The organism is Nocardioides stalactiti, from assembly GCF_014180715.1.
Taxonomy (GTDB): Bacteria; Actinomycetota; Actinomycetes; order Propionibacteriales; family Nocardioidaceae; genus Nocardioides; species Nocardioides stalactiti.
Genome location: NZ_JACEFC010000257.1, coordinates 1 through 652, shown reverse-complemented (window position 1 = coordinate 652; position 652 = coordinate 1). Strand labels below are relative to the sequence as shown.

The window sequence follows — 652 nt, the reverse complement described above, 5'->3', positions numbered from 1 at the left end:
GCCGGCCGGTCGCCACGTCCGGCGCGCGGGCGAGGACCTGCGGGCGGGAGACCTCGCGGTCGCCGCCGGCACCCTCCTGGCGCCGCGGCACCTCGCGCTGCTGGCGGCGGTGGGCGTGCCGGAGGTGTCGGTGCACCCGCGGCCACGGGTAGCGGTGATCGCGACCGGTGCGGAGCTCGTCGCACCGGGTGCCTCGCTCGCGGACCTGCCCGGTCACGTGCCCGACAGCAACTCGGTCGCGATCGTGGCGGCCGTCGTCGCAGCGGGCGCCGGGATCATCGGGACCACGCCGGTCCCGGACGACCCGGAGCAGCTCGTCGCGCTGATCGAGCGGGTCGGGCAGGCAGCCGACCTGATCGTGACGACCGGCGGGGTGTCCGCCGGGGACCACGACGTGGTGAAGGCGGCTTTCCGCGACCACGAGGACTTCTGGTTCGGTCCGGTCGCGGTCAAGCCGGGCCGTCCGCAGGGCTGCGGTGTCGTCACCGTCGGGGACCGACGGGTCCCGGTGGTCTGCCTCCCTGGCACGCCGGTGGCGGCGTACGCGTCCTTCCGACTCTTCGCCGAGCCCGCCGTACGACGACTCGCGGGCCGAGGTCCGCAGGCGTTCGCCCGCGCGCTCCTCGGCGCGCCGGTCGAGGCCGCTGCCGAC

Annotated in this window: 1 protein-coding gene; it reads left to right on the top strand. The window is 76.5% G+C overall.

Annotated elements, in window-relative coordinates; translation table 11 throughout:
• Positions 1–652 (top strand): molybdopterin-binding protein (locus H0487_RS22795; RefSeq protein WP_246384444.1); only part of this gene is annotated, 652 nt, incomplete at both ends.